2 protein-coding genes and 1 pseudogene are annotated in these 2,686 nt (G+C 58.3%); all 3 read left to right on the plus strand.

Going from position 1 to position 2,686, the window contains the following annotated elements; all coding sequences use genetic code 11:
• Positions 1–190, plus strand: a 190-nt coding sequence (locus ACRESJ_RS26060; protein ID WP_431760436.1) for a hypothetical protein, incomplete at its 5' end; no start/stop codon positions are given.
• A 39-nt stretch (positions 191–229) separates the two neighbouring features.
• Positions 230–1,633, plus strand: a pseudogene (locus ACRESJ_RS26065) (phosphomannomutase/phosphoglucomutase); the annotation flags it as partial.
• Between the two features lie 17 nt (positions 1,634–1,650).
• Positions 1,651–2,556, plus strand: a complete 906-nt coding sequence (argB, locus tag ACRESJ_RS26070; RefSeq protein ID WP_431760437.1) for an acetylglutamate kinase — start codon at positions 1,651–1,653, stop codon at positions 2,554–2,556.
• Positions 2,557–2,686 lie beyond the last annotated feature (130 nt).

Genomic DNA, 2,686 nt, shown 5'->3' on the forward strand with positions numbered 1-2,686 from the left:
TCAAAAGATCGCAGCCTGCGGCAGCTCCTACAGAGGGCGCGATGAATTTTCAGATGTAACGTTCACCGCGCAAAATCAGGGCATTGGCCGGTCAAACAGCCTCCAACATCGCTGGCATGGCCTTTTCGCACCACGAACTCTCTGTGAAAAACGCCGTCATACCTATCAGTTTGAGCCTGCCAACGAATGATTTGCTGGCAGGTCCAGCCACTTTCAAGATGGAGCATTTCCACAGATGAGCACCCCCGCCCGCGTCGCCCCCAAGTTCCCCGACAGCATTTTCCGCGCCTATGACATTCGCGGTACCGTCCCGGAATTTCTGAACGCTGAGACGGCTTACTGGCTCGGTCGCGCCATCGGTGCCCAAAGTCTGGCCCAGAATGAACCGAACGTTTCCGTAGGTCGTGACGGTCGCCTGTCTGGCCCGGAACTGGTTGAACAGTTGATCCAGGGCCTGGCCGACAGCGGCTGCCATGTCAGCGATGTTGGCCTGGTACCGACGCCTGCGCTGTACTACGCCGCCAACGTGCTGGCCGGGAAATCCGGTGTGATGTTGACCGGCAGCCACAACCCGTCGAACTATAACGGCTTCAAGATCGTCATTGCCGGCGACACCCTGGCCAACGAACAGATCCAGGCCCTGCACGATCGCCTCAAGACCAACAACCTGAGCAGCGGCCAAGGCAGTGTCACCAAGGTCGAGATCCTCGACCGCTACACCACCGAAATCGTTCAGGACATCAAGCTGGCCCGACGCCTGAAAGTGGTTGTCGACTGCGGCAACGGCGCGGCCGGCGTGATTGCCCCGCAACTGATCGAAGCGCTGAACTGCGAAGTCATCCCGCTGTTCTGTGAAGTCGACGGCAACTTCCCGAACCATCACCCGGACCCGGGCAAGCCTGAAAACCTCGTCGACCTGATTGCCAAGGTCAAGGAAACCAAGGCCGACATCGGCCTGGCCTTCGACGGCGATGGCGACCGCGTCGGTGTCGTGACCAACACCGGCAGCATTGTCTACCCCGACCGCCTGTTGATGTTGTTCGCCCGCGACGTGGTAGCGCGCAACCCGGATGCGGAAATCATCTTCGACGTTAAATGCACGCGCCGACTGATCCCGCTGATCAAGCAATACGGTGGTCGCCCACTAATGTGGAAGACCGGTCATTCGTTGATCAAAAAGAAAATGAAACAAACCGGCGCCCTGTTGGCCGGCGAAATGAGCGGGCACATCTTCTTCAAGGAGCGCTGGTTCGGTTTCGACGACGGTATTTACGCCGCCGCGCGCTTGCTGGAGATCCTCAGCAAGGAAAAATCTTCGGCAGAAGCGCTGTTTGCGACCTTCCCGAACGATATTTCTACGCCGGAAATCAATATCCATGTGACCGAAGAGAGCAAATTCAGCATCATTGATGCATTGCACGACGCGAAGTGGGGTGAAGGCGCTGACCTGACCACCATCGATGGCGTGCGAGTCGACTACGCCAAAGGCTGGGGCCTTGTACGCGCCTCCAACACCACACCGGTGCTGGTGCTGCGCTTCGAGGCCGATGACGAGGCTGAATTGCAACGCATCAAGGACGTCTTCCATGTCCAATTGAAGCGTGTTGCACCTGATCTCCAACTACCGTTCTGATTCACCCGGAGCCCTGAATGACCCTCGAACGCGAAGCCGCCGCCAACACCGCCAAGGTCCTGTCCGAAGCGCTGCCATACATTCGCCGCTATGTCGGCAAGACGCTGGTGATCAAATACGGCGGCAACGCGATGGAAAGCGAGGAGCTGAAAACCGGCTTCGCCCGCGACATCGTGCTGATGAAAGCTGTCGGTATTAATCCGGTGGTTGTTCATGGTGGCGGCCCGCAAATCGGTGACCTGCTTAAGCGCCTGTCGATCGAGAGCCACTTTGTCGACGGCATGCGCGTCACCGATGCGGCGACCATGGACGTCGTTGAAATGGTCCTCGGCGGCCAGGTCAACAAGGACATCGTCAACCTGATCAACCGTCATGGCGGCAGCGCCATCGGCCTGACCGGTAAAGACGCCGAGCTGATTCGCGCGAAAAAGCTCACCGTTACCCGCCAGACGCCTGAGATGACCCAACCGGAAATCATCGACATCGGCCACGTTGGCGAAGTAGTCGGCATCAACACCGATCTGCTGAACCTGCTGGTCAAAGGCGATTTCATTCCCGTGATCGCGCCTATCGGCGTTGGCGCAAACGGCGAGTCGTACAACATCAACGCTGATCTGGTGGCCGGTAAAGTGGCCGAGGCACTGAAAGCCGAGAAGCTGATGCTGCTGACCAACATCGCCGGCCTGATGGACAAGTCGGGCAAGGTATTGACTGGCCTGAGCACGGCACAGGTCGACGACTTGATCGCCGACGGCACCATCTACGGCGGCATGCTGCCGAAGATCCGTTGTGCACTGGAAGCGGTCCAGGGCGGCGTGGGCAGCTCGCTGATCATCGACGGTCGCGTACCGAATGCGATCCTGCTGGAGATCTTCACCGATACCGGCGTGGGCACCTTGATCAGCAATCGCAAGCGTCCATAAGCGATAGCGCCTACAAAAAGACCCCGTTCGGCCTGGCCGAACGGGGTCTTTTTTTGCCCACAATCCCTGTAGGAGCTGCCGAAGGCTGCGATCTTTTGACTCTTAAAAAGCAAGATCAAAAGATCGCAGC

The organism is Pseudomonas sp. (genome assembly GCF_050739655.1).
In the GTDB taxonomy this organism is placed as follows: Bacteria; Pseudomonadota; Gammaproteobacteria; order Pseudomonadales; family Pseudomonadaceae; genus Aquipseudomonas.